Source organism: Kibdelosporangium phytohabitans (assembly GCF_001302585.1).
Classification (GTDB): Bacteria; Actinomycetota; Actinomycetes; order Mycobacteriales; family Pseudonocardiaceae; genus Kibdelosporangium; species Kibdelosporangium phytohabitans.
Genome location: NZ_CP012752.1, coordinates 10,246,731 through 10,271,891, shown reverse-complemented (window position 1 = coordinate 10,271,891; position 25,161 = coordinate 10,246,731). Strand labels below are relative to the sequence as shown.

Genomic DNA, 25,161 nt, shown 5'->3' with positions numbered 1-25,161 from the left:
CACAGAGGAACGGTCTTCAAGATCACGCCCGGCGGTAAGTATGGTGCTCGGGGTGAAAGCTGTGCGTCGATTCGCCGTTCGTGCCGGTCTGCCGGAATCGTTGGCCGACCTGGGCATCCTGGCCAACAACCTGCGCTGGACCTGGCATCCCCCCACCCAGGACCTCTTCGCAGCGGTCGACCCGAAAGCGTGGGAGGAGCTGGGCGGCGACCCGCTGCGGATGCTCGAACAGGCGCCGGCCGAGCGGCTCCGGCAGCTCGCCGCCGACGAGGAGTTCATGATGCGCGTCCGCGCGATCTCCGACGACCTGCGGCGCTACATGACCAGCGACCGCTGGTACCAGCGCAGGCAGGAGGAGCTGACCCACCGCGCGGGCGGTGACCCGTCGGCGCCGCGGCTGCCGAAGTCGATCGCGTACTTCTCGATGGAGTTCGGCGTCACCGAGGCGTTGCCGAACTACTCCGGCGGCCTCGGCATCCTCGCCGGCGACCACATGAAGGCCGCGTCCGACATGGGCGTGCCGCTGATCGGTGTCGGCCTGCTCTACCGCTCCGGCTACTTCCGCCAGTCGCTGTCGGCCGAGGGCTGGCAGGTCGAGCACTACCCGGTGGTCGACCCGCGCGGCCTGCCGCTCGAACCGCTGACCGAGCCGTCCGGGGTGCCGCTGCTCGTGCACGTCTCCATGCCCGGCGGGCGCGTGCTGCGCGCGCGGATCTGGAAGGCCAACGTCGGACGCGTGCCGTTGCTGCTGCTCGACTCGGACGTCGAAGAGAACGACGCCGACCTGCGCGGCGTCACCGACCGGCTGTACGGCGGCGACCAGGACCACCGCATCCGCCAGGAGATCCTCGCCGGGGTCGGCGGCGTGCGCGCCGTGCGGACGTACTGCGAACTGACCGGGCACCCGCAACCCGAGGTCTTCCACACCAACGAGGGGCACGCGGGTTTCCTCGGCCTCGAACGCGTCCGCGAGCTGATGGCGGCCGAGGGCCTGGACTTCGACCAGGCCCTGTCGGCGGTCCGCGCGGGCACCGTGTTCACCACGCACACGCCCGTGCCCGCCGGGATCGACCGGTTCCCGGTCGACCTCGTCCGGCACTACTTCGGCGGCGGCAACTTGTTGCCAGGGCTGGACGTGCAACGCGTCCTCGCGCTGGGCGCCGAGGAGAACGTCGGCATGTTCAACATGGCGCACATGGGCCTGCGGCTCGCGCAGCGCGCCAACGGTGTCTCCAAACTGCACGGCGAGGTCAGCCGGTCGATGTTCGGCGGCCTGTGGCCGGGCTTCGACACGCACGAGGTGCCGATCAAGTCGGTGACCAACGGCGTGCACGGCCCGACGTGGGCCGCCCGCGAGATCTCCAAGCTGCTCGGCGAGTCCGAAGTGGACAGCGAGGTCGGGCTGACCGGGTTCCAGCCGGTCACCGACGCGCTGCTCTGGGAGCTGCGGTGCGGGCTGCGGGAACGCCTCGTGCGCGAGATCCGGCGGCGGGTGCGGGAGGCGTGGCTGCAGCGCGGCGCGTCCTCGCTGGAGCTGTCGTGGACCGAGTCCGTGTTCGACCCGGACGTGCTGACCGTCGGATTCGCCCGCCGCGTGCCCACGTACAAGCGGCTCACGCTGATGCTGCGCGACCCCGCGCGGCTGAAGGCGCTGCTGCTCGACCCCGACCGGCCGGTGCAGCTGGTGGTCGCGGGCAAGTCGCACCCGGCCGACGACGGCGGCAAGGCGCTGATCCAGCAGATCGTCCGGTTCGCCGACGACCCGGAAGTCCGCCACCGGATCGTGTTCCTGCCGGACTACGACATGTCGATGGCCCGCTACCTCTACTGGGGCTGTGACGTCTGGCTGAACAACCCCATGCGCCCGCTGGAAGCCTGCGGCACGTCCGGCATGAAGGCCGCGCTCAACGGCGGCCTCAACCTGTCCATCCGGGACGGCTGGTGGGACGAGCTCTACGACGGCCGCAACGGCTGGGCGATCCCGACCGCCGACGGCGTCACCGACCCGGTCCGCCGCGACGACCTCGAAGCCTCCGCGTTGTACGACCTGCTCGGCTCGCAGGTCGTGCCGACGTACTACGACCGCGGCGGGGACGGCGTGCCCGCCAAGTGGATGGAGCTCGTGCGGCACACGCTGGCGTCGCTGGGCCCGAAGGTCCAGGCGACCCGGATGGTCCGCGAGTACGTCGAGTCGTTCTACGCACCGGCGGCGACCTCCGCGGCACGGGCGGCGAGCGACGGGTTCCAGCAGGCCAAGGACCTGGCGGCGTACCGGGGCCGGATCGACGCGGCCTGGCACCACGTCCGCGTGACCGACAGCGAGCTGACCCTGCCGGACGGCAAGGCCCCGGTGATCGGCGAGCGGGTCCAGGTGCGGTCGTCGGTCGAGCTGTCCGGTCTGCAGTCCGCGGACGTGGAGGTCCAGGCGGTCGTCGGCCGGGTCGGCGACACGGACGACCTGGTCGACGTGGTCACGGTGCCGATGAAGCCGGACAGCGACGGCACGTACGTCGCCGAGTTGCCGCTGCCGCACGCGGGAGCGCTGGGCTACACCGTGCGCGTCCTGCCCAAGCACGAACTGCTCTCGTCCACGGCCGAACTGGGCCGGGTCATCCTGGCCAACTAGTGTTTCGAGACGGGCCACTAGGCCTGGGCGAGGTCGAGGCGGCTGCGGGTCAACGCGACCCGCGGCCACCACGGCACCAGCCGTTCGGCCTTCGCCAGCGTCGCGCGGGCCTTCGAGTTGTCCCCGGCGGCCATGTACGCCCGCGCGAGCGTGGCGAGGTCGTCGGCGCGGCCCAGTGAACCGTCGTTGTTCTTGCACGCCGTGCGCGCGAGCCGTACGGCCAGTTGCGGGTCGCCGGCGAGCAGCGCGATCAACGCGCGCACACCGTCCAGCATGTAGCTCGGTTTGCCCAGCTCCACGGCTTCGTTGAGGGCTCGTGCGGCGACTGGGAGTCCTTGGTGGGCGTCCAGCTGGCCGGCTTCGATGGCCGCGCCGGTGAGGCCCGCGACCGCCGCCATGGCGGCGGCCGCGTCCTGCCCCTCGGCCTCGGACATCCCGATCGCGAGCGCCAGCGCCTCGGCGTAGCGCCCGCGTGCTTCCAGCACGAGCACCCGGGACGCCCGGATGGTCCTCGCTGTCGGATTCGCCACGGTCAGCTGGCTGACGAGCCGTTCGGCGGCGTCGAGCTCACCGGCCTGCACCAGCTCGACCACCTGCAACACGCAGGGCGTCTCGGCCTTCCGCCGCTCGACCAACGCCGTGCTGATCAACGCGGCCAGCCCGCCGAGCGCGCAGAAGTAGTCGGTGAGCAGCGCGAACACCACGACAGCCAGCGCGGCGACGCTGACCGACATCACCGTCGCCCGCTTCTTGCGTGACCCGACCTCGACCGCGATCGGCAGCGGGAACGCTCGCAGGACGACCGTGCGCCTGGCCGACCGCCACTCGGCGATCCTCGGCCCCACCCCGGCGACCACGCTGTGCGCCCGCGTGCCGACGAGCAGGCCGAGCCTGCCCACGGTCGCCGTCACGACCATGCCCACCAGGGCAGACAGCACGCCGACGATCGACTGCCCGATGGCGGCGACGGCCACCAAGATCGCCAGATACGTTCCGAAGCGAACAACCCGCACTCGACGGACGTTACGCACCCATCGGCCCGTTCCCCATGTCCTCTGGGGTGTCCATCGGGGCAGCGGCCTCGGCAACGTTTCCCGTTCCGCCGGAGGTTAGCCGGATATGGCAAGAAAGCAGGCGCGAGCGTCACCGTGACCGGTCGCAAAGCGCACACCGCCGGACGTGACCTGCGCAACCGGGCGCAGGGCCACCGGAGGTTCACGTGATCAGGTGATGGGCGTGGTCGCGCCCGGCCGCGTGGGCAGCCCGGCCGCCTTCCAGCCGCGGAAGCCGCCCACGAGATCCGTGGCACGGGGAAGCCCGACAGCCCGCAGGTCACGCGCGGCGAGACTGGACGAATAACCCTCGTTGCACACCACGACGGCACGGGTGTCGGCGTCGAAACCGTCGATGCGGTGGTCACCGGCCGGGTCGAGCCGCCATTCCAGCACGATCCGCTCGATCACCACCGAACCGGGGATCTCACCCTCCGCGGCGCGGTTGTGCGCCGGGCGGATGTCCACGATCAGCGTCTTCGGGTCGTTCAGCAGGGACTCCGACGGCTCCGCGCGCTCGAGGCCCGCGCGTGCTTCGGCAAGGATGTCGTCGATGGCGCTCACGGTTCGACTGGTTCCTTTCGCAGGTCGGCCAGTGACCGGTGGGCGGGCAGCGGCGGGATCTCCGCGGGGATGTCGGCGAGGCTGGCGTACTCACGCGTGGGCACCAGCGGCGGCGAGTACGCGTGCACACTCGCCGCGGGCCCCTTGGACAGGTTCAGCACCTGGTGGGCCCGTCCGGCGCCGAAACCGATCGCCGAGCCGACGCCGTGCGACTGGCTGCGGATCGGCCCGCCCGGGTACCGGTAGAACTCGGCCAGCTCACCGGTCAGCACAGTGAAGGATCCCGCCGCGCCACCGTGGTCATGGGGTTCAGTCTGCTGGCCGGGCAGCCACGACAGCAACCACAGCTCCACGCCTTCGGTCAGCGCCAGCCGCGCCCACCAGCGCTGCTCGGGGACGTAGTCGAGGATGCCGAGCAGCGACGTCGTCAGCTCCGACGCGACCGTCGAGGTCAGGTCGCACAGCTCGCGGGGCGTCCACAGCATCCGCTCCGGGTGCAGCAGGTCCGGCAGCAGCGGGTCGGTGATCTGGGTGTGCAACTCGAGGTCTGTGACGGACGCGGTCATGACTCGGCTCTCCAGGCAACGAGTGTCGGGTGTGGGAGCAGCGACACGCGGCACGGAGGGAAAGCGTCAGAGCGACCCGTACCGCGTGGCGGTACACCCGCACAAGTTGAGCTTCTGGAGATCAACTGTGCGGTCGCGCCATGTGAGCAACGACCGGGTCATAAGCGCATGTTGCCACGGTTCGACGACGGCAGAAAAGCTCTCTCACCTGCTGGACGGACTCAGCGCCGAGCACGCAGTAGTAGTAGTGACCGCGCGGGCACGGTGATCTTCGCGCCCGGTTCGAGCGGCTCCGGCTCGGCCGGTTTGCCGTCCGGCGAGCCGGTGTCCAGCACGGGCTCGAAATCGTCGCCGTAGCTGGCCGACGGCAGGGTGAACTCCATCGCCTCACCGCCGGCGTGCAGGACGAGCAGCCACGAGTCGTCGGAGACCAGCTCGCCGTCCCTCGTCCGCGACAGCGACTCCGAGCCGTCGATCCACATGCCCAGCGAGCGGGCACCGTCGTCGAACCAGTTCTCGTCCGACATCGGGCAGCCGTCCGGCCGGAACCAGACCAGGTCGGGCTCACCGGACCGGGTCGGCCTGCCGTCGAAGAAGTGCGGCTGGCGCAGCGCGGGCGCGTTCACCCGCAGGCTGATCGCGTGCCGGACGAAGGCGTTCATGTCCAGTTCGTCGTCGCCGCGCGCCCAGCTGACCCACGAGGTCTCGTCGTCAAGGCAGTACGCGTTGTTGTTGCCGCCCTGGGTGCGCCAGCGCTCGTCACCCGCGACCAGCATCGGCGTGCCGGTGGACAGCAGCAGCGTCGCGACCAGGTTGCGCGCCTGGCGGGCACGCAACGCGCGGATCTCCTTGTCGTCGGTCTCGCCTTCGGCACCGCAGTTCCACGAACGGTTGTCGTCCGTGCCGTCCCGGCCTTCCTCGCCGTTGGCCTCGTTGTGCTTGTTGTTGTACGACACCATGTCGCGCAACGTGAACCCGTCGTGCGCGGTGATGAAGTTGATCGACGCCCACGGCCGCCTGCGGTTGAGCGCGTACAGGTCCGACGAGCCCGACAACCGGTAGGCCAGGTCACGCACCCCGACCGCGCCACGCCAGAAATCCCTGACGGTGTCGCGGTACCGGCCGTTCCACTCCGTCCACTGCGGACCGAACCCGCCGACGCGGTACCCCTCGCCGGTGGCGTCCCACGGTTCGGCGATCAGCTTGCACCGCGACAGCAGCGGGTCCGCGGCGATCGCGGTCAGCAACGGCGCGTTCGGGTCGAACGACCCGCCGTGCGGCCGTCCCAGCACACTGGTCAGGTCGAACCGGAACCCGTCGACACCGAGATCGCCCGCGAAGTACCGCAAGGAGTCCGTGACCATCCGGACGACGGTCGGCGACCCGCCGTCGAGCGTGTTGCCGCAACCGGTGATGTCCCGGTCGTAACCGTCCGGGCCGAGCACGTAGTACGCGGGCGCGTCCAGGCCGCGGAACGACAGCGAAGGCCCGCCCGCGCCGCCCTCGCACGTGTGGTTGTAGACCACGTCGAGGATGACCTCGATACCTGCCGCGTGCAGCGCCGCGACCATGGTGCGGAACTCCTCGATCTCCCGGCCGGGTTCGCTGGCGTACCCGCTGTGCGGGGCGAAGAAGCCGAGCGTGGAGTACCCCCAGTAGTTGCTGCGGCCGGTATCGCGCAGGCCGGGCTCCGAGCTGATGGCGTGGACCGGCAGCAGTTCCACCGCGGTCACGCCGAGCCGTACGAGGTACTCGACGACCGCGGGGTGCGCGAGCCCGAGATACGTGCCGCGTTGCTTCTCGGGGACATCGGGGTTCTGCATGGTGAAACCGCGCACGTGGAGCTCGTAGATGACGGTCTCCTCGAACGGGACCTCGGGTTTGCGGCCGGTGTCGGCACCACCGAGCGAGGTCACCATGGACAACGGCACAGCGCCGAGGGAATCGACACGCGACGGGACACCGTCCATGAGATGCCCGACGTAGTCCAACGTGTCCGAGATGCGCGTCACGTCACCGGTGATCCGCCGCGCGTACGGGTCGACCAGCAGCTTCGCCGGATTGCACCGGATCCCGCGGCCCGGGTCGAACGGCCCGTGCACGCGGTAGCCGTACCGCTGGCCGTGCATGACAGCGGGCACGATCCCGTGCCAGATGCCGAACGTGTGCTCGGCCAGCTCGACGCGGCGCTCGGTGCCGTCCGCACTGATCAGGCAGACCTCGACCGCCTCGGCAACCGACGACGCCACGGCGAACCGCACACCGCCCGACTCCGGATGCGCCCCCAGGGGGAACGGCCGTCCGGCGAGCAGGCTCGGGAACTCACGAGGCGAAGTGGGCACGGACCCATCTTCGCAAGGATCACCGACAGGGATACCCGATCGATCACCCACGCCAGCCGTTCGGAGCATCAAGTCAAGGGAGCGTAACGGTCGAAGTAGGGGCATAACCGCAGGTCATGAGACAATGGGCTTGAGCTCGGCATTGGAGGAGTGCACAGTGACCAGCATGATGACGTGGCCGAACCACCTGCTGTCTCTGGCGGACTGGGATGCCCTCCCGGAGGACAACACCCACCGCTATGAGCTCGCCGAAGGGATATTGCAGGTGTCACCACGCCCAGTGCCGAATCATCAATGGGCTGTCATGCAACTGGCCTTTCAGGTCGGCCCTCAGCTACAGGCTGACCTGGGTGTCCTGTCCGACGTGGAAGTCGTCATCGTCGGCGGATCCCCGGCGACGGTCCGGGCTCCTGATCTTGTCGTGGTTCGCACGGCTGCGGCCAAGGCCAGCCCGGCGCGTTTTGCCCCCGACGATGTGCTCCTCGCCGTCGAGGTCATCTCGCCGGGCTCTCGTCGCACCGACAGGGTGACCAAGTTCAACGAGTACGCCGAGGCCGGGATTCCGGACTACTGGATCATCGATCTCAGCGCTCCTGTCTCGGTCACCGCGTTCCAGCTGATCGATGGCAACTACGAGCTCAACGCCGGGACCGACGATGTGCTTTCGGTCACCACACCCGTGCCGCTCACGGTGAAAGTGCGCGATCTCCTGCCGTGATCGACCACCCCCCGGTTGGGTGCCGGTCCGGGGGCTGACGACAGAATGAACGGGTGAGCGAGCAGAGCGTTCCGGAGAACATCGACGACCTTGTGGTGCACATGGCCGATGTCGGCGTGCGCCGGGGCGGCAGCAAGCTGCTCAACGGGATCAACTGGAGCGTCGAGCTCGACGAACGCTGGGTGATCCTCGGGGGCAACGGCGCGGGCAAGACGACCCTGCTGCGGATGGCCGCCGCCGAGATGCACCCGTCCAGCGGCGCCGTCCACGTCCTGGGCGAGCAGCTCGGCAAGGTGGACATGTTCGAGCTGCGGCCGCGGGTCGGCTTCTGCTCCGCCGCGACGGCCAACCGGATCCCGCCGGACGAGAAGGTCGTCGACGTCGTCGTCAGCGCGGGCTACGCGGTGATGGGCCGGTGGCGCGAGGAGTACGAGTCGCTCGACATCGGCCGGGCACAGGAGCTGCTGGACGGACTCGGCATCGGCCGGTTCGCCGACCGCCTGTTCGGCACGCTGTCCGAGGGCGAGCGCAAGCGCACGCTGATCGCCCGCGCCCTGATGACCGACCCCGAGTTGTTATTGCTGGACGAGCCTGCGGCCGGGCTGGACCTCGGCGGGCGGGAGGACCTGGTCGCCAAGCTCACCGAGCTCGCGCTCGACCCGGACGCCCCGGCGACGATCCTGGTGACCCACCACGTGGAGGAGATCCCGCCGGGTTTCACCCACCTGATGCTGCTCTCGTCGGGTGCCGTCGTGGCCCAAGGCCTGATCGACGACGTGCTGACCAGCGAGAACCTGTCGGCGGCGTTCGGCCAGCAGCTGCTGCTCGAGCGTTCGGGTGACCGCTTCTTCGCCCGGCGCGCCTGAGCTGCCTACTGAGAGGTAACCTCCGAGCATGGGTGAGTTCGTCAAGCTCGAGGTAGCAGACGGGATCGGCACCATCCGGCTGGACCGGCCGCCGATGAACGCGTTGAACCGGCAGCTGCAGGCCGAGCTGCGGGAAGTGGCGATCGAGGCGGGCGAGCGGCCGGACGTCAAGTCCGTGATCGTCTACGGCGGCCCGAAGGTGTTCGCGGCGGGCGCGGACGTCAAGGAGTTCGCCAAGATGGGGCACACCGACATCGCGGACTACGCCCCCGAGCTGTCCAGGACCCTGACCGTCGTCGCGGAACTGCCGAAGCCGACCGTCGCCGCGATCACCGGCTACGCGCTCGGCGGTGGCTACGAACTCGCGCTGTGCTGCGACCGGCGCATCGCGGGCGACAACGTCAAGGTCGGGCAGCCGGAGATCCTGCTCGGCATCATCCCCGGCGCGGGTGGCACCCAGCGCCTCGCGCGGCTGATCGGCCCGAGCAAGACGAAGGACCTGGTGTACACCGGCCGGTTCGTCGAGGCCGATGAGGCGCTCCGGATCGGCATGGTCGACGAGGTCGTCGCGCCCGACGACGTCTACGCCGCGGCCGTGAAGTGGGCGGGCCAGTTCACCGGTGCCGCGAGCCGCGCGCTCGCCGCCGCGAAGGCCGCGATCGACGGTGGCCTCGACGGCGACCTGAACGCGGGACTGCGCCTGGAGACGGCCTTGTTCACGGGACTGTTCTCCACCGAGGACCGGACTGCCGGGATGGAGTCCTTCATCGCCAACGGCCCAGGAAAGGCGACGTTCAGTGGCAAGTGACCCAGCGCCCAACCCGCACGCGACGGCCGAAGAGGTCGAGGCGGCCTGGCAGGACCCGAAGCTCGCGAACGTGCTCTACCACGACTGGGAAGCGGGCACGTACGACGAGAAGTGGTCGATCTCGTACGACGAACGCTGCATCGAGTACGCGACGGGCCGGTTCGACTCGGTGGCGGGCAAGGACGGCTGGCCGTACGAGACAGCGCTGGAACTGGGCTGCGGCACGGGTTTCTTCCTGCTGAACCTGATGCAGGGCGGTGTGATCAAGAAGGGCTCGGTCACCGACCTGTCGCCGGGGATGGTGCAGGTGGCGCTGCACAACGCCAAGAACCTGGGCCTGGACGTGGACGGCCGCGTGGCCGACGCGGAGCGGATCCCGTACGACGACGACAGCTTCGACCTGGTGGTCGGGCACGCGGTGCTGCACCACATCCCGGACCTGCCGACGGCGTTCCGCGAGGTGCTGCGCGTGCTCAAGCCGGGCGGGCGGTTCGTGTTCGCGGGCGAGCCGACGAAGATCGGCAACACCTACGCCCGCAAGCTCGGCCAGCTCACCTGGTGGCTGACCACGAACGTGACGAAGCTGCCCGCGTTGAGCTCGTGGCGCAGGCCGCAGGAGGAGCTCGACGAGTCCTCGCGGGCCGCGGCCCTCGAAGCAGTGGTCGACCTGCACACCTTCGACCCGACCGAGCTGGAGCAGCTGGTGCGGGACGCGGGCGGCGTGAACGTGCGGGCGAAGACCGAAGAGCTGGCCGCTGCCCTGTTCGGCTGGCCCGTGCGGACGTTCGAAGCCGCTGTGCCGCAGGAGAAGCTGACCTTCGGCTGGCGGATGTTCGCCTACCGCGCCTGGCAGCGGCTGTCCTGGGTGGACGAGAACATCCTGCGCGGGATCGCGCCGCGCGAACTGTTCTACAACGTGATGATCACCGGCACCAAACCGTGACCCGTGGGATACGGCTTCACCGTTGAGGACGTCGCCTTCCTGCGCTCGGCGGCGGGAATCGCGGCCCTCGCGGAGATCGACCACCTGGCGCTGACGTCGGCGAGCCACCTCGCCGACGTCGCGGCGGCACGCCGGACAGCTGGCGAACGAGCCGCGATGCTGGTGGAAACCGTGCTGCTGAGAAGAAAAGCCAAGTCCAAAGTAGAAGAAGCAGCGAACTGGCTGTTCACCGACGACGCGCTGCAACAAGCAACTCCGTGGCAAGTGGCCAAGTATCGGGCCGGTCGCTTCGCGGGCCGGGCCGTGCACGACGTCACGTGTTCCATTGGCACGGAACTGAAGTACCTCGCGCAGGTCGCCTCGCTGACGATTGGGTCCGATTTGGACCCGGTCAGGTTGGCCATGGCGCGCCACAACACAGGCGCCCCTGTCGTGCGCGCGGACGCCCTGCGTCCCGTCACCCGGGACGCGGCCGTTCTCGCTGACCCCGCCCGTCGGGATTCGTCAGGCAGAAGGCGTTGGCGCCCAGCGGATTTCACCCCGCCACTGGACGAACTGGCCGCCACGTACGGGACACGGGAACTGGCGGTGAAATGCGCGCCGGGAATCGACCCGCAGGACGTGCCGTGGGCCGGGGAGATCGAACTGGTGTCACTCGACGGTCAGGTGAAGGAGGCCTGTCTGTGGGCCGGATCCCTTGCCACGCAGGGCGTCAGTCGTCGGGCGACCGTTCTTCGATCTACTGTGGACTCATGGACGATTACCGATGCTGATCCGTCGGAGTGTCCGGTGACAGCACCTGCGGAGTGGCTCATCGATCCGGATGGCGCCGTGGTGCGCGCCGGGCTCGTTCGGCATTACGCTGCGAGGCACAGTCTTGCTCAATTGGATCCTCGGATTGCTTACCTCACGGGGGATACCCCGCCGCCTGGGATTCGCGCCTTCAGGGTGTTGGAGCACGGCCGTTACAACGAGAAATCCCTCCGCCGGTTGTTGGCCGGTAGGGGTATCGGTCGGGTCGAGATTTTGGTGCGGGGTTTGGATGTCGACCCCAACGCGTTGCGGCCGCGGCTCAAGTTGAAGGGGACGGACGAGGCTACTGTCGTTCTGACCAGGGTTGGGAGCGCTCCGATTGCTTTGCTGTGCAAGGCGGAACGAGTTTCTGCCGGTTAGGTTTTGCCTGCTTCTCGTTCTGTGGCTTGCTCTCCGTCTGCCTTCGTGATCGCTTGCTTTTGGGGTGTCGTCTTGGGTCCTTTTCACGGAACGAGCTTTTCCCTCGCCGGGGGCTGGCCTCTGGGCAGGGGCACCCCGAAGTCCCCTTCTGCGCTTGCGCGCACGCCGCCGACTTTCTGCGCGCCCAGTTCCCGGGCTGGGGCGCACGCCACAACTTCCGGGCCGCTCGGGGCCGGTTCTGTGCTTGTGCGCGGGGCCGGTCGGGGTGGTCTTGGTCTGTGCTTGGGTGAGCGGTTGTGAGTTGGCATTCGGCGCCAGCCGTGCACCTTTGCGGTCCTCTGTCCGTCGGCCTCTGTCTTGGCACGTGCTCCGTGATCCCTTTGAACTTGTGCGTAGTTCGCGAACCCGGGCCGTGGAACCTCTGCGCTCGCGCGCAAGCCATGAACCCCTGGCGTCTGCACGCCAACTGTCTCGGGCTGAGCTTGTACTGCGCTGCGCCTTGAGTCTGATTTGCTGCCCTGTGTTTGCTCTTGGCGTTTGCGCGCTGGCCGTTCGGACTGGCAGGCAACTGCGCGCTGGCTGGCTTGGCCAGGGGCACACTGATCGGTTGCCGTGGCTTCCGCTGTGCCGTGGTGGTTTCACTGATCGCTTTTCTGGGCTGCTGTTGCGTTTCGTGGTTGGGATTGCGGTTGGTCTGCCTCGTCGGCGGAGCGGTGCCAGCCCCGCGCTCCGCCGACGAGGTGCAGATGGCCACTCGCTCCCCCGACGGATGCGTGAGTGACCCTGAATGGCGGTAGAACTGCTGTCGAGACCCCCGCTACTTTGCCTGTTCGCTCACAAATGACCGGGGGTAGCGGGACCGTCGGCCCCCCTCGGGCCGACGGTCCTGCTCTTCACACGGCAGTCACCGCGCTGGTTCTGGTACGCCTTCGGCCGAGTTGCGGCCGAGCCGCCACGCCCACCGCCATCCGTCGACCACCGCCACCGCTGATCCGCCGACCGCCAGCAGGAACGCGAGCCCCGCCGCGCCCTCGATGGTCGCGGTGCTCAGCACCACCGTGATCGCCCAGATCTGCATGAACGTGAACGGGATCGCGATGCAGGCGGCGAAGAAGCCGCGGCGCCACCTGCCTGGGTCCGGAGCTGGAAGAAACGGGTCCATTGCGCCCCCTCCTCGGGTCTCGTAATGAAATGAAACCCGGAGTGGCGCGATTTCTCTGTGTCAACTGACACAGAGTCAACGAGCCATTCTGCGCAGGTCGGCCAGGTTGTGCACGCGGATCCAGCCGCGGCCGGTGGTGATGATGCCCATGTCGCGCAGCACGCGCAGCGCCCTGGCGTACGACTCGCGGGACGTGGCCGCGCTGTCGGCGAGTTGCTGCTGCGTCATCCCGGCTTTGATTTCGATCGGCTCGCCGTCGCCCTTGTCCTGTTCAACCGCCATCTGGGTGAGCTGGGTGTACACGCGCTGGCTCGCGCTGCCACCGCCGTATTCGGCGTGGCGGCCGTTCGTCCGGCCGAACCGCGAGTACTGCACGCCCAGCAGCGCCCAGGTCAGTTTCGCCTGTGTCTGACACAGATGGGTGAACCTGTTGCTGGGTACGGTGATCGCCTCGACCTTGTCCAGCGCTCGCAGTGTGGCCGTGCGCGGCAGTCCGTGCAACGCCGCTATCTCGCCGAGGATGTCTCCCGCCGTGCGCAGCGCGACCACCAGTTCGCGCCCGTCCTCGGTGTAGTAGATCACCTGGACGTGCCCGGAGATCAGGACGAACGCGTGCTTGGACTGGTCGCCCTCGTGGCACAGGTACTCATTCGGGGCGTACGAGCGCCGGGCGGAGATCTCCTCGAGCGCGTGGCGTTCCGCGGTCGCCAGACGCCCCCAGAAACTGTCCGGGCTTGGGTCCACGAGTTCAGGTTGCCAAGTAAACGACGTGGAACACAACAATTCTCACCTGGTTGCCAGCTATGGTGAACCCACCACCGGCTTGGGGACGGCGATTATGGGGAGTGATCCGTCGTGACCACAGAACACCGGGCGATCGTCGCTGTCGACGTCGCGGCCTTCACCGACCCCCGACGGACCCTCCTGCACCTGCGGACAGTGCACGAAGGCATGTACGACATGCTCAGAGAGGCGTTCGACGCGGCCGGGATCCTGTGGAAAGCCCTGTACCACGAGGACCGCGGCGACGGTGTGATGATCCTCATCCCCGCGGAGTTCCCCAAGGCGTGGCTCGTCGACCAGTGGCACTCGCGATTGCTCTCCGCGTTGCGCCGGTACAACGCGGTTCACGCGGTCGAGGCACGAGTTCAATTGCGGGTCGCAATGCACCACGGCGAGGTCCACGCGAATTCCGAGGGAGTCGTCAGCCACGCGGTGAACCTGACGTTCCGGCTCCTGGACGCCGGCCAGGCCAAGTCCGCGCTCGCCGACAGCGGCGGCATGCTGGCGCTGATCGCGTCGGACGACTTCTACCACGAGGTGATCGAACAGGACCCCGCCGCGGATCCGGCTTCGTACCAGCGGATCGCGGTCTCGGTGAAGCAGACGCAGGCGGTGGCGTGGCTGCGCCTGCCGGACGCCGCCACACGACCGGCCCAGCCGTTCGCCCAGTCGTTCGCCCAATCGTTCGCACAGCCCGTGGCCCAGCCGCGTTCGCCGACGACCGAGCAGCCACGCATCCAGGTGACGCCGCTGTCGGACATCGTCGACGCGTTGCTCGAACTCCCGTTCGTCCGCGAGGTCGCGGGCCGGACGATGCTGATCGACTTGCTGCCGCCGCACATCGCCAACGCCGTGCCGTACCACGCCGCCACCAGGTTGCACGTCTTCGCGCTCGTGCGGACGTGCCTGCTGTACGAGCAAGGGTTGTTCGACTTGATCGAGGCGGTGCGCCAACTTGACGGCGACTCCAGGGGAGTACGCCGATTGGAGGGTATCAAGCGGCTGCTGTTGTCGGATTCGGTCGACTGAGCTATTCCCAAATCGGGCGTGCTGGACACGACACGGAGGTGAGACCGTGCGGCCGTTGGCTGGCCTGGGACGACGGCGGGATGTCTGGCATGCGGTGGTGGAAACCCTCGAACAGGTGCAGATCCTGCGTGACCCGGTCGGCCGGGGGCTGTGCCTCGACCTGGTCGGGCAGTACCTCGGCCTGCCGTTGCAGGTCAGGCATTTCCCATCGACCCGGCAACACATCTACAGCATCCTGCTGGCGTGCGACCAGCACCCGGGCGCGCTGCCGACGTTCCTGCGGGTCCTGAGCGAACTGGAACCCAGGTCCCGCGCGGTCTCGTGGGCGCGTCAGATGCTCAGCGGTGACGTGCCGCGTCAACGCGGTGCCGTGCGGACCGAGCAACCGGTCGTATGGGGCGATGTGCCGCCGCGCGCCGCGGGGTTTTCGGCGCCGGAGTCGCTGCTGACAGCGGTGGAGGAGCATGGGACGGCCGTGCTGACAGGCGCGGGCAAGTCCGAGCTGGCCGCCGAGTACGCCCACAGACGGGGGTCGGCGCACGAAGTGGTCTGGTGGATCCCGTCGGCGCATCCGGCGCTGGTCCGGATCGCGCTGGTCAGGCTGGCTGGCCGGCTCAAGCTTCCGGTCGGGCCCAGTGCGCGGGCGGCCGTCCCCGCTGTCCTCGACGCGTTGCGTGCCCGCGACAGCCTGCTGATCTTCGACAACGCGGACCGGGTCGACGACGTCCGCCCGTTCTTCCCCGCCGGGCCGGGGCAGGTCATCGTGACCGCGCACGCACCGGCTCGCAACGCTGTCGATGTGCCGTGGCCGCGCAGCCAGCCGGACCCGGAGCAGATCACGGACCTGGTCCGGATCTGCGCGTTCTTCGCCGACGGGCCGATCTCCCGCGGCCTGTTCGCCGGTGCGCCGGACCTGCCGTCGCTGCCGGGTTTCGCGGCGACGGCGCTGCGCGACCCGGTCCTGCTCGGCCGGGCGATCCGCCAGCTCACCGCGGCCGGCCTGGCCAAAGTGGATCACCGCAACGACACCTTCCAGCTGACGCACCGGCCGCGGCAGGCCGAGGACCTGCGCCTGGACGCCCAGCTGGTGCTGGCGAACGCGGACCCCAACGACCCGGCCGAAGCGGGCAACTGGTCCAGGTACGCCGATCTGCTGCCGCACGTGCTGGCCAGCGACGCGATCGCGTCGGCCGATCCGCGGATCCGCGGGCTCACCACCAACACCATCGCTTTCCTCTCCACCTGGGGCGATCCGGACGACGCGCGGGCGATGGCCGCGGGCGCGGTGGACCGCTGGCGGGGGAGCACAAGGGACGCGTTGGTCGCATCCCGTTGGCTGGCAAGGACGACGAGTCAGGCCGGTCAGCCCGAAGAGGCCGCGAGGATCGGCGAGTCCGCTGTGGCGCGTGCCCGTGAACACCTCGGTGCCGACAACGAGGACACCGTGCTGTCCATCCGGTCGCTGGCCGAAGACCTCTGTGCCGCAGGGCAATTCGCGTCCGCGCTGGCGTGGGGCAAGGACGCGTACCAGCGCACACGCGGCAGGTTCGGCGAGGACGACCCGGACACTCTGGAGGCGGCGGGAACGTACGCCACCGCTCTGCGGTTCTCCGGTTGCTTCGAGACCGCGCGCGACCTCGACGAGCGGACGGCACACCGCAAATCCGTTGTCCTCGGCGAGAACCACAGCGCCACACTGTGCTCTTTGAACAGTCTGGCCCTCGACCTGATCGCCTGCGGCAGCTGGCTGGAAGCCTGCCAGATCCAGGAAGACGTGGTCCTCCGCGCCCGCGAGCACACCGGCCTCACTGACCCGATGACGTTGCACGCCACCCAAACCCTCGCCATCGCGCGGCGGCTGGCCGGTGACGCGGCGAACGCGTTGCCGCTCGGCCAAGTCGCGCTGGACGGCCTGACCGGGCGGTACGGCGAGGACGGTCCGGAGGCCATCGCCGCGGCCATGAACCTCGCCGTGACCCTGCGCGCGCTCGGCATGCTCGAGGAAGCCCGCAGGCTGGGCCTGCACGTCCACCAGCTGGGACAGCGGGCGTGGGGCCAGTACCACCCGTTCACGCTCGCCGCGGCCACGAACGTGGCCGTGACCCTGCACGTCCTCGGCGAACTGTCCACCGCGCGCGGACTGAACGAGAAGGCGATGAACCGGATGCGCTCGGCGCTCGGCGACGACCACCCGTTCAGCCTGGTGTGCGCGGCCAACCTGGCCAACGACCTGGCCAGGGCCGGGCAGTACGCGGCAGCACGGGACCTCGGCCGGGACACCCTGGAACGGTCGCGGCGGGTCCTGCCCGTCGACCACCCGCACATCGACGCCGTCGCCACGAACCTCGCACTGCACCTGCGCGGCCTCGGCCAGCTGGACGAATCGGCCGAGCTGCAGCGCAGGAGCGTGGCGAACCTGCGCAGGACCCTGGGCTCCGCGCACCCGGCGACGAAGGGCGCGGCGGAGAACCTCCGGATCTTCTGCACAGTGGACATCATCTGAGTGACTTCGGCGACAGGGCCGTGGGGTGACCGGCGGGATGGTCATCTACGTTGTCAGGCATGACTTCGATGTGGGGTTCGCCGTTGGCCGCGCGGGCACGCGGTTGGTGGCGCGTGCGACGCGACCCGCAGCAGGCCAGGTTCCTCACCGTGGACTCGTTGCGCTGGGTCGTGCGCAATCGGGCCTACACGCCCTGGTACCTGGTCCGCTACTACCGGCTGTTGAAGTTCCGGCTGCTCAACCCGCACATCATCCTGCGCGGCATGGTGTTCCTCGGCAAGAACGTGGAGATCCACTGCCGCCCCGGCTACGGCCGGATGGAGATCGGCCGCTGGGTGCACATCGGCGACGGCAACGCCATCCGCTGCCACGAGGGGTCGCTGCGGATCGGCGACAAGGCCGTGTTCGGCCGCGCCAACGTGGTCAACTGCTACCTCGACATCGAGTTCGGTGACGCGTCGCTGGTCGCCGACTGGGTGTACATCTGCGACTTCGACCACGTCGTCGAGGACATCCACCTCCCCATCAAGGACCAGGGGATCGTGAAGTCACCGGTCCGGATCGGCCCGGACACGTGGATCGGCACGAAGGTGTCCGTGCTGAAGGGCACCCGGATCGGCCGCGGCTGCGTGCTCGGCGCCCACTCGGTGGTGCGCGGCCAGATCCCGGACTACGCGATCGCGGTGGGCACGCCCGCGAAGGTCGTCCGCGACCGGCTCGCGGACTACGAGGCCAAGGCCGAGCGCCGCGCGGCCATCGCGGACATGGACCGCAAGGCCCGCGAAGCCGTCCAGCGAATCCTCAAGGACTCCTGACTCCACTCTCGTGTCGCACGGGGGAGTCGCTAGGTGAACGCGTTGCCGGTGGCGATCTTCGGGCGGCCCAGCGGCCCGTGGGTCGCCACCCGCGCGCCGCGGTAGACCTGCACGGTCGCCGACGCGATCGTGGCCCAGTCGAAGTCGCTCGTGAGCCGCGCCTTGGCGGCGCGCGTCCGGCGCTTGGCGGCTGCCGGGTCGTCCAGCACCGCACGGACCGACGCCGCGATGCCCTCGACGTCGCCAGGAGCGAACGACAGCCCGGTTTCGTCGTGGACCACGACTTCGCCGAGACCGCCCGCTGTCGAGGCAACCAGGGGCGCCCCGGCAGCGGCTGCCTCCAACGCGACGATCCCGAACGGCTCATAGCGACTGGGCAGGACAACCACGTCCGCAGCCGCGAGCGCCGCGACGAGTTCACGGTCGGTCAGGTGCCCGACGAAGTCGACGGAACGCAGTACACGCGCCTTGCGGGCGTCCTTGACGAGCTCGGCGGCGTGACGGCCCTTCCCGGCGATGACGAGCCGTGTACCGGGGTGTGAGCGACGGATCCGGGGCAGCGCTGCGACCAGGTCCTGTACGCCCTTCTCCCACTCCAGCCGCCCGAAGAACAGCAGCATGGGGCCGCCACCGGGGTTGTACTGCTCGTGCGTGGCGCGCACGGTCGCCGCGGGCACGCGCCAGGAGCGCGGTTCGATCCCGTTGTGGATCACCGTGATGTCCGCCGGGTCGACCTCGAACAGGTGGGCCACCTCGGCACGCATCGCCGAGGAACACGTCACCAGCGCGTCGGCCCGGTTGGCCAGCCACCATTCCACCGAGTGGACCTGCTGATTCAGTGGCTGGGACAACCAGCCGCTGTGCCGTCCGGCCTCGGTCGCGTGGATCGTGGCGACGAGCGGTTTGCCGGTTTCCTCGGCCAGCGCCACGGCCGGGTGCGTGACCAGCCAGTCGTGGGCGTGGATGACGTCCGGCTGCCAGTTCTTGAGCAGCGCGAGGCCCGCGCGGACCATGGCGTGCCCCATCGCGAGCGTCCACGCCACCAGGTCGCGCTCGAACACCAGGTGCGGCGGGTCTTCGGCGACCCGGATCACCCGCACGCCCCCGATCATCTCGTCGGTCGTCGGGTGCGTGATCACGTCGGTGCCCGCCTGCTCGCGGCACAGCACGACGACCTCGTGCCCGGCCTCGGACATGTGCTTGGCCAGCGCGTACACGTGTCTGCCCAGTCCGCCGACGACCACCGGCGGGTACTCCCAAGACAACATCAACACGCGCATAAGGGCTTGATCCTCGCAGTCTCGTGCGGCGGAGCCAACTACGGGTATGCCAAACATCCGCTTGGTAGTTTACGGGCATCCAGATGGCCGAACAGGTAATCCTCCGCACTGAGCTCGCTCGCTCTGGCAAGCGCGCGGTCGGCGTGCCCGAGCCGGAGCAGCCCGGCCAGTTCACCGAACCGCTCGGTGTGCACCTTGGCGCGGCGCCGGGCGTAGTCCGCCGCGGAATCCTTGGTCACCATGAACGCCCAGTCGCTCGACAGCGCCAGCAGGGCCTCCCTGACCAGCTGATCCGCCGCGGCGTCCCGTGCGGTCGTGGTGAAGGTGCCCATCACCGACAGCAGGTCGCGCTGCAGGTCGGCGCCCGCGGCGACCAGGTCGGCGACCTGCTCGCCGTCCCAGACCCGCCAGTCCTTGCCCGAGCCCCACGAGGACGCGGGCAGATCCACCCGCGTGCCGAGGTGGCCCGCGTCCAGCGCGCCCTTCAACGTCGTCACCCGGACGCCCGCGTCCGGCAGCTTGCGCAGCACGGCCTCGAGCCACGCCGGCCCCTCGTGCCACCAATGTCCGAAAAGCTCGGTGTCATATGCCGCTACGACAAGGGAATTCTCCGGCAGCCCGCGCAACCTGCGGACCACTGTGTCCACGAAGTCGTCCGCGTGCGCCTCGATGGCGACGGCCGCGCGCTGCGGGTCGTACGGGGCCTTGTCCCACGGCTCGATGTGCTTGCCCGTCACCCGCGACGGTTTGAGCCCGGACGGGTGGTCGTAGGTGTGGAAGTCGCGGTAGTCCGCGTGACCGGGATACCCGGCTCTGGGCGACCAGACCCGGTACGTGACTTCGAGATCACGGCCGAAGCAGACCACGTCGGAGTCGCCGACCGTGCGCGCGGCGGCCGTGTCACCGCGCAAAGACGGGCCGTCGACAAGGAAACGCTGCACGCCCGCAGCGGCGTAGGTCGATTCCATGCCTGGCGCGTAACCACATTCGGGCGCCCAGATGCCTTCCGGCTGCCGCCCGATCCTGATCCTGGTGTCGGTCAGGCCTAGGCGTAAGGCGTAGTCCCGGATCCGCGGGTCGAGCAGCGGCTGGAACGGGTGCGTCGCCGGACCGCCGAGCAGCTCGATCGTGCCCGCGTCCACGAAACGCCGCAGCACCGGCGAAAAACCGTGCCGCCACTGGGTTTCGAACGCGGTCAGCGCCTGCTCCGACGCGCGGTGCTCACTCGCGGCCAAGTCCTTGAGCAGCGGGTCGTCCTGACGCCAGCGCACAGCGGCATACCGCGCCCGCAGCTGCCAGTTGCCCAGCCAGTCATGCAAACCACGCAGGCAGTACGGATCGTCCAACTGGGCGGCGAGCACCGGGGTGACGCCCAGCGTCAGCACGTCCTCTACGCCCTCGTCGGCGAACCGTTGCAGCAACTCGACAACGGGCAGGTACGAGTTCGCCCACGCCTGGTAGAGCCACTCCTCGCCGACCGGCCACGAACCGTGGTGGGCCAGCCAGGGCAGGTGGCTGTGCAGGACGAGGCAGAACGTTCCGATCGGCTCGCTCAAGGCTTGACCGCCACCCCGACCAGATCGAGACTGGAGTCCACATCGGACTCGGAGATCTCGAAGTCCGCACTGCTGACCGCTTCCACGCACGCGAGCAGCTCGGCGGGCCACGGCCCAGCGGACACCGCGACGTCCATCTGCGCCTGGATGACCGACCCGAACCGGGCATCGGCGCCGAGCAGAGCGGGCCCGTGCCGCAACCCGGCCATGACCTCGACCCGGAAACCGGCCCCGGTCAGCAGCTCGGTCAGCTCGGCGCCGCTGAGCTCACGGGTGTGGAACGGGTTGAGCGGGGTGTCCCGGCCGGGCGAGAACGTGATCCGGTTCGGCGTGGTGACCAACAGCCTGCCGCCGGGCCGCAGCACCCGCAGGCACTCGGAAAGAAACCGTTCCTGCTCCCAAAGATGCTCGATGACCTGCAGATTCACCACGACATCGACGGACGAGTCAGCGAACGGCAGCATCACGAGATTGCCGCGCAGCACGTGCACCCGAGGGTACTTGCGAGCCACGTGCCGCGTGGTCAGCTCGTCGTAGTCGAGCCCGACGACTGCCCGCGCACTGCCGGCCAGCAGGTCCGCGCCGTAACCTTCGCCACACCCGGCCTCGAGAACCACAGCATCCCGGCAGTACGGCGCCAGCATGAGGTACGCGGCCTCATGGCGCCGGAACCAGTAGTTCTCCTCGGGTATGCCGGGCACGGTGCGTTCACCGGTCAGCGGCAGCCCAGAGGAGTCGGGGGCAGCAGGATCAGCCGTCACCCCGGCAGGCTACCGGTCAGTAAGCAGTCTGGCGCGGCTGGCGTGCGACCTTGGCGATGACACTGCCGACCGCGGCGGGCGCCAGACCGCCGGTGACCACGTGCAGCAGTCCCTGCGTACTCGCCTGCGACCGGCGGGAGTTTGTGCGGGTCGTCGCCGGGTGTAACCACCGCCACAGGAATCTCATTGTCCGGCGCGCGGGCGAGCAGATCGGGATGTCGGTGGCGACGTGTCACACGGTGCCGAAGTCGTGCAGGTCGGCCGGGCCGGGCTCGAAGTACCGGCCCATGCCGAAGTGGACGCCCGCCGAGCGCCACCACGTCATCTCGTCCGCGGTCTCGATGTCGTCGACGACGACCGTCGCCCCGGCCAGCTTGGCGACCTCGATCAGGTCCTTGAGCGTCCGGCCGATCAGGGCCGACTTGCCCGCGCGCAGCCTGTGCACCAGCCGCGGCGCGATCCGCACGGACGTGGCAGGCAGTTCTTCGAGGCACTCGATGTCGCCCGCGGCGCTCCCGAACTCGTGGATCTCGGTCACGACGCCGTTCTCGGCCAGCATGCGGAAGTTGTCCACGGCCTCGCCACGGTCGGCGATCAGCACCGACACCGGCATGCCGAGCCGCAGCAGCGACGTGTCCAGCCCCGTCTGCGACAGCCGCATCAGCACCGCGCCGACCAGATCCGGATCGCAGGCCTGGTTGGCCGTCAGCGACACCGCCAGCGGCAGCGAGGTGCCGTGTTCGTCGTTCCACCAGTGCACCTGTGTGCTCGCGTCTTCGAGCAGGGTGTCGCGCAGCGGCACGACCAGCCCGGTCTGCTCGGCCAGTTCCAGGCACAGCGTGTGCGAGATCGTCTCGGGGTCCCCGGTCTCGTGGTCCCAGCGCAGCTGCGCCTCGAAACCGATGGTCCGGTTGCCCATCAGTTGCACGAGCGGTCGGCAGACCACCTTGATGTCGCCCATTTCCAGGGCGCCGGGCATCTGCGCGGCCAGGCTGAACCACGAGCGGTCGCGCGTGTCCTCCGCCGGGTCGAACAGGCCCCATTGGCGCCTGCCGTTGGCTTTCGCGCGCCGCAGCGTCATGTCGGCGGTCCGCAGCAGTTCGGTCACGTCCGCGTCCGCGGGTGGCTTGTGCACCACGCCGATGCTCGCCGACGCGGCGACACCGAGGCCGTCGAAGTAGACCGGCTCGGCCAGTTCCTCGTTGATGGACGTGATCATGCTGATCACGTCCGGTGTCGTGTCGGTGTTCTGCACGATGATCGCGAACTCGTCGCCGTCGAACCGGGCGACCATCGCGTTCTCGCCCGCCACGACCGCCTTCAGCCGCTGGGCGACGTTCATCAGCACGCGGTCGCCGACCGCGCGGCCGAGCCCGTCGGTGATCATCGAGAACGCGTCGAGGTCCAGGTGGTACAGGGTCGCGCCGACGGCCGGATCCGCTTGCCGCAGAACGCTTTCCAGCCTCGTGGAGAAGTACTGCCGGTTGGGCAGCCCGGTCAGCACGTCGTGCAGCGACTGGTGGCTGAGCTGCCCCTGCAGCAGCGACATCTCGGTCTGGTCGTCCACCGTGACCAGGAGGTGGCTGGCCGTCGTGCCGTCGTCGCGCAGCACCGAGATCGACATGCCCGCGCGCACCGCCTCGCCGTCCGGGCGGATCAGCTTGCGCTGCTGGTGCAGCCGCTCCGCCCAGCCGTCGGCCAGGTCCTGGCACGCCGCTTTGAGGAACGGCGCTTCGTCCTCGTCGACCAGGTCGAACAGCGTCAGGCCGGTGAAGTCCTCGCGGTCGAGCATGGTCTGCAGCGACGGGTTGACGCGCGAGATCGTGCCGTCGAGGGCGGCGAGCACGACGCCGCTCGGCGAGGACGTGAAGACGGCGTCGAACCGGGCCTCGGTCGCGCGCATCCTGCGCTGGGCCTCCGCGCCCGCGCGGACGAGCGCTTCCTTGATGTCCTCCTGCTGGCCGAAGATGAACTGCCGCGTGGCTTCGAGGTAGTCCGACGCGATCACGCCGAGCAGCGCGATCGCGCGTTCCGCGCGCTTGTCGTCGAGCCGGTACAACTCCTGCTCGGTCATCAGCGCTTTGCCAAGCACGTCAATGGTTCTACGCATGCTTGTCGGGCCGGTGCAGCGCATGTCGACCAACCGGGTCCCCACGCCGGTCACCTGGTCGGCGTTGAACGGCTCTTTGGTCGCGGTGTCGAACACGACGTCGACCAGCTCGCGCATCGCCTGGTCGACTTCCTGTTGTGAGTACGGCAGATAAGTGCTCGAGCTGAGCAGGTACGCCCACTTGCGCGCCACCTTCTCGCGCGCCCTTGCGTTGTCGGCAGCGGTGCGAGCGTGACCGACGGGCGTACGCGAGCTGTCATGGAGCGGTGAGGTCATTTCCTCTGCCCAGTGTGTGCCGGGATTCTGTGTGCCGGAATTCTGTCTGCCGGGATTCCCGGAGTATGGAGCGACTCCGTGGCGAGAGCGTACCGACTGTCGCGCTTGATCGGCCACGTGCCAACCGGCTTCGCTCGATCGGGTGAATAGGATTCCGGGCCCGGTTCGTCCGGCGTTGGTGGCATCGCGCCTGATCACGGCAATGAGCAGGCAAGATCCTTCTGTTTGGTAGGAACTGCGACATGACGCCATCGGGCGATCGGCGGGCCGGAACTGGGCCGTCGGGAGCACCTTGGCCCACGTCGATGGTCACTGTCCGTCATCGTGAAACCCGCTGACGGGCTATTCAGCCCGGGATACCGTGATGCCGACAGCGCCCGGTCCCACGTGGACACCGATGGACGAGGACACCTCGGTGATCACGGCGTCGCGCACGTGGTCGAGGCGCGGTTTGAGCTCTTCCAGGATCGTGGTGGCCCGGCCCATGTTGCCGAAGTGCTCGACGGCGATGTCGACCATGCCGTGGCCCGCGCGCGACACCGCGGTCTCGACCATCTTGCGCAGTGCCCGGTCCGAGCCGAAACCCTTGTCCTGAGGGGCGATCTGGCCCTCCTGGACGGTCAGTACGGGCTTGAGCGACAGCGCGTTGCCCACCAGCGCGGCAGCCGCGCCGATCTTCCCGCCGCGGCGCAGGTAGTCCAGCGTGTCCACGTAGATCAGCTCGGAGCTGGCGCGGCAGCGCTTGACCGCCGCGTCGATGACCCGGCGCGGGTTGCCGCCCGCGCCCGCTACCCGTGCCGCTGCCAGCACGGCGTAACCGAGGCTCATGCCGCACGTGGCGGAGTCCACGATGTGGACGGGGATCCGCATCTGCCCCGCGGCCCGGCTGGCCGCCTTGCACGTCTCGGAGAGCCTCGACGACACGTGCACGGACACGATCGCGTCCGCGTTCTGGGCCACCTGCTGGTAGAGCCGGTAGAACGTGCCCGGTTCGGGCGGCGCGGTGGTCACCGGCGTGCGGTTGCGCATCGCCGAGATCAGGTGCTCGGTCGGCACCTGGTGCTCCTCGGCGACCTGGTCGCCGATCCTGATCTGGATCTGGGCGACGGACACGCCCCACTGCCTGGCGAGGTCCGCCGGGAGGCAGGCGGTGGAGTCGGTGACTACAGCTACGCGGCCGTGCATAGGAAGGCAGATTAATCGCCATCACCCGGATGGACGCAAACGG

The 25,161-nt window shown here is 69.0% G+C and carries 20 protein-coding genes; 9 read left to right on the top strand and 11 right to left on the bottom strand.

Annotated elements, in window-relative coordinates; translation table 11 throughout:
* Window positions 1-52: 52 nt before the first annotated feature.
* A complete protein-coding gene (gene glgP / locus AOZ06_RS45865; protein WP_054297411.1) occupies window positions 53-2,626 on the top strand; it encodes an alpha-glucan family phosphorylase in 2,574 nt (857 codons plus the stop codon).
* 17 nt (window positions 2,627-2,643) lie between these two features.
* Here glgP and AOZ06_RS45860 read toward each other — a convergent pair whose 3' ends face one another.
* The 4 genes from AOZ06_RS45860 to glgX form a co-directional block, all read right to left on the bottom strand.
* The gene (locus AOZ06_RS45860) at window positions 2,644-3,639 is read right to left on the bottom strand and encodes a tetratricopeptide repeat protein (protein WP_054295110.1); all 996 of its coding nucleotides are present in this window, start codon (window positions 3,637-3,639) and stop codon (window positions 2,644-2,646) included.
* A gap of 210 nt (window positions 3,640-3,849) precedes the next feature.
* Window positions 3,850-4,242 (bottom strand): rhodanese-like domain-containing protein, encoded by a 393-nt coding sequence (locus AOZ06_RS45855; protein WP_054295109.1) that lies wholly within the window; start codon window positions 4,240-4,242, stop codon window positions 3,850-3,852.
* Entirely contained in the window at window positions 4,239-4,808 is a 570-nt protein-coding gene (locus tag AOZ06_RS45850) for a cysteine dioxygenase (RefSeq protein ID WP_054295108.1), read from the bottom strand. The genes AOZ06_RS45855 and AOZ06_RS45850 overlap by 4 nt, the downstream gene beginning before the upstream one ends.
* A 221-nt stretch (window positions 4,809-5,029) precedes the next feature.
* Complete coding sequence (glgX, locus tag AOZ06_RS45845; RefSeq protein WP_054295107.1) at window positions 5,030-7,150, bottom strand: glycogen debranching protein GlgX; 2,121 nt, start codon at window positions 7,148-7,150, stop codon at window positions 5,030-5,032.
* 166 nt (window positions 7,151-7,316) lie between these two features.
* On the opposite strand from glgX, the gene AOZ06_RS45840 reads away from it, so the two are divergent.
* The 5 genes from AOZ06_RS45840 to AOZ06_RS45820 are packed head-to-tail and all read left to right on the top strand — an operon-like array spanning window position 7,317 to window position 11,658.
* Window positions 7,317-7,868 (top strand): Uma2 family endonuclease, encoded by a 552-nt coding sequence (locus tag AOZ06_RS45840; RefSeq protein WP_063810580.1) that lies wholly within the window; start codon window positions 7,317-7,319, stop codon window positions 7,866-7,868.
* A 53-nt stretch (window positions 7,869-7,921) separates the two neighbouring features.
* A complete protein-coding gene (locus AOZ06_RS45835; RefSeq protein WP_054295105.1) occupies window positions 7,922-8,734 on the top strand; it encodes an ABC transporter ATP-binding protein in 813 nt (270 codons plus the stop codon).
* Window positions 8,735-8,762: 28 nt separating this feature from the next.
* A complete protein-coding gene (locus AOZ06_RS45830; protein WP_054295104.1) occupies window positions 8,763-9,542 on the top strand; it encodes an enoyl-CoA hydratase/isomerase family protein in 780 nt (259 codons plus the stop codon).
* The gene (locus tag AOZ06_RS45825) at window positions 9,532-10,485 is read left to right on the top strand and encodes a class I SAM-dependent methyltransferase (RefSeq protein WP_054295103.1); all 954 of its coding nucleotides are present in this window, start codon (window positions 9,532-9,534) and stop codon (window positions 10,483-10,485) included. Before AOZ06_RS45830 ends, AOZ06_RS45825 begins: the two co-directional genes overlap by 11 nt.
* A 3-nt stretch (window positions 10,486-10,488) precedes the next feature.
* Entirely contained in the window at window positions 10,489-11,658 is a 1,170-nt protein-coding gene (locus AOZ06_RS45820) for a THUMP-like domain-containing protein (protein WP_054295102.1), read from the top strand.
* 904 nt (window positions 11,659-12,562) lie between these two features.
* Here AOZ06_RS45820 and AOZ06_RS45815 read toward each other — a convergent pair.
* Both AOZ06_RS45815 and AOZ06_RS45810 read right to left on the bottom strand, forming a co-directional pair.
* A complete protein-coding gene (locus AOZ06_RS45815; RefSeq protein ID WP_054295101.1) occupies window positions 12,563-12,820 on the bottom strand; it encodes a hypothetical protein in 258 nt (85 codons plus the stop codon).
* Window positions 12,821-12,895: 75 nt separating this feature from the next.
* On the bottom strand, window positions 12,896-13,564 hold the full coding sequence (locus tag AOZ06_RS45810) for a Crp/Fnr family transcriptional regulator (RefSeq protein WP_054295100.1): 669 nt from the start codon (window positions 13,562-13,564) through the stop codon (window positions 12,896-12,898).
* Window positions 13,565-13,675: 111 nt separating this feature from the next.
* On the opposite strand from AOZ06_RS45810, the gene AOZ06_RS45805 reads away from it, so the two are divergent.
* Genes AOZ06_RS45805 through AOZ06_RS45795 form a run of 3 tightly spaced genes read left to right on the top strand, consistent with a single transcriptional unit; the run spans window position 13,676 to window position 17,950 of the window.
* On the top strand, window positions 13,676-14,632 hold the full coding sequence (locus AOZ06_RS45805) for an effector-associated domain 2-containing protein (protein WP_054295099.1): 957 nt from the start codon (window positions 13,676-13,678) through the stop codon (window positions 14,630-14,632).
* 46 nt (window positions 14,633-14,678) lie between these two features.
* On the top strand, window positions 14,679-17,135 hold the full coding sequence (gene fxsT, locus AOZ06_RS45800; protein ID WP_157233606.1) for an FxSxx-COOH system tetratricopeptide repeat protein: 2,457 nt from the start codon (window positions 14,679-14,681) through the stop codon (window positions 17,133-17,135).
* A gap of 59 nt (window positions 17,136-17,194) precedes the next feature.
* Window positions 17,195-17,950 (top strand): acyltransferase, encoded by a 756-nt coding sequence (locus tag AOZ06_RS45795; RefSeq protein ID WP_054295097.1) that lies wholly within the window; start codon window positions 17,195-17,197, stop codon window positions 17,948-17,950.
* Window positions 17,951-17,979: 29 nt separating this feature from the next.
* Here AOZ06_RS45795 and AOZ06_RS45790 read toward each other — a convergent pair whose 3' ends face one another.
* The 5 genes from AOZ06_RS45790 to AOZ06_RS45770 form a co-directional block, all read right to left on the bottom strand.
* Window positions 17,980-19,230, bottom strand: a complete 1,251-nt coding sequence (locus AOZ06_RS45790) for a glycosyltransferase family 4 protein (protein ID WP_054295096.1) — start codon at window positions 19,228-19,230, stop codon at window positions 17,980-17,982.
* A 38-nt stretch (window positions 19,231-19,268) separates the two neighbouring features.
* Window positions 19,269-20,786 carry a 1,4-alpha-glucan branching protein domain-containing protein gene (locus tag AOZ06_RS45785; RefSeq protein ID WP_054295095.1) on the bottom strand — a complete coding sequence of 506 codons (1,518 nt, stop codon included), beginning with the start codon at window positions 20,784-20,786 and terminating at the stop codon, window positions 19,269-19,271.
* Window positions 20,783-21,547, bottom strand: coding sequence for a class I SAM-dependent methyltransferase (locus AOZ06_RS45780; RefSeq protein WP_054295094.1), 765 nt, complete (start codon window positions 21,545-21,547; stop codon window positions 20,783-20,785). Before AOZ06_RS45780 ends, AOZ06_RS45785 begins: the two co-directional genes overlap by 4 nt.
* A 232-nt stretch (window positions 21,548-21,779) precedes the next feature.
* Window positions 21,780-23,933: a putative bifunctional diguanylate cyclase/phosphodiesterase gene (locus AOZ06_RS45775; protein ID WP_063810231.1), complete on the bottom strand. Its 2,154-nt coding sequence runs from the start codon at window positions 23,931-23,933 to the stop codon at window positions 21,780-21,782.
* Between the two features lie 342 nt (window positions 23,934-24,275).
* Window positions 24,276-25,118 carry a DegV family protein gene (locus AOZ06_RS45770; RefSeq protein ID WP_054295092.1) on the bottom strand — a complete coding sequence of 281 codons (843 nt, stop codon included), beginning with the start codon at window positions 25,116-25,118 and terminating at the stop codon, window positions 24,276-24,278.
* Between the last annotated feature and the right edge of the window lie 43 nt (window positions 25,119-25,161).